Here is a 1,074-nt window from a genome sequence, read left to right on the forward strand (position 1 = left end):
GAGTCGGGGGCCTTGTTTCATGGGACGAAAGCGAACCTGGCAGTGGGGGACCTGTTGTTGCCCGGACGCGGCTCGAACTTTGAAGAAGGAAGGACAGCGAACCACGTCTACGCGACGGCAACCTTGGATGCCGCAACGTGGGGGGCTGAACTGGCCGCAGGGGAAGGCCGTGGACGGATCTACATCGTGGAACCGACGGGCACCCTCGAAGACGACCCCAACGTGACGGATAAGAAGTTCCCCGGCAATCCGACCCGGTCTTACCGCACCCGAGAGCCGGTGGAGGTCGTCGGTGAACTCGTGGATTGGGTGGGACACTCGCCCGATCAGTTGCAGGCCATGCGAGACGGCCTCGCCGACCTGAAACGCCGGGGCCTCGCGGTCATTTATGACGAGTAGCGTACGGGGGCGCCTAATGGCTGACTGTGCACGCTGAAGGTTCCCAAGTGACACAGCATCGGCACTCTCGGCCGCTGGTGTTTTGGCCCCCAGATCTGTCGCGCTGGTCGTCCCTCTTCCGGGCGGCCGCAGGGAGTTCCGTAGTCAGTCTGAATGAATACCGACTACAGCGCTCGTGCTCTTGCCCCGGTCGCGACGAGGTCAGTCACCGTTCTTCTTTTTGTTTTGTACCTGCAGTCCGCCGGTGGGTCTGGTCTCGATGAGGAAGAGTTCCGCCGCTCGAACCAAGTCGGAAAGTTTGGCGTAGCCCCAGTTTCGTGAGTCGAAGTCGGGCTGTTGCTTCCGCATTAGCTGGCCCACCGTGGCAAGGTTCGCCCATCCGTCTTCGCCTGATGCTGTGGTGACACTCGTCCGTAGACCGAATATGAGCTTCGTGTCGCTTCGCAGTTTCGGGGTCGAAACGCGCGTGAGCGCTGCAGAGGTTATCTCCGCTGCTGGCTCTTCGAGTACGTCGAGGTATGTGAATTGATCGCACGCGTTGCGGAACGCTTCGGGTGTCTTCCGCTCTCCGAACCCATAGACGGTGACGCCTTCTTCGCGGATGCGGGATGCGAGACGGGTGAAGTCGCTGTCGGATGACACGATGCAGAACCCATGGAAGCGGCGTGTGTAGAG

General features: G+C 61.1%; 2 protein-coding genes. One reads left to right on the forward strand and one right to left on the reverse strand.

Going from position 1 to position 1,074, the window contains the following annotated elements:
• On the forward strand, positions 1-399 hold a 399-nt coding region (arr, locus tag JF66_RS18775; protein ID WP_035880391.1), incomplete at its 5' end, for an NAD(+)--rifampin ADP-ribosyltransferase.
• A gap of 201 nt (positions 400-600) precedes the next feature.
• Here arr and JF66_RS18780 read toward each other — a convergent pair.
• The coding region (locus JF66_RS18780; protein ID WP_035880392.1) for an NYN domain-containing protein at positions 601-1,074 on the reverse strand (474 nt) is incomplete at its 5' end.

This window comes from Cryobacterium sp. MLB-32 (genome assembly GCF_000738085.1).
Lineage (GTDB): Bacteria > Actinomycetota > Actinomycetes > Actinomycetales > Microbacteriaceae > Cryobacterium.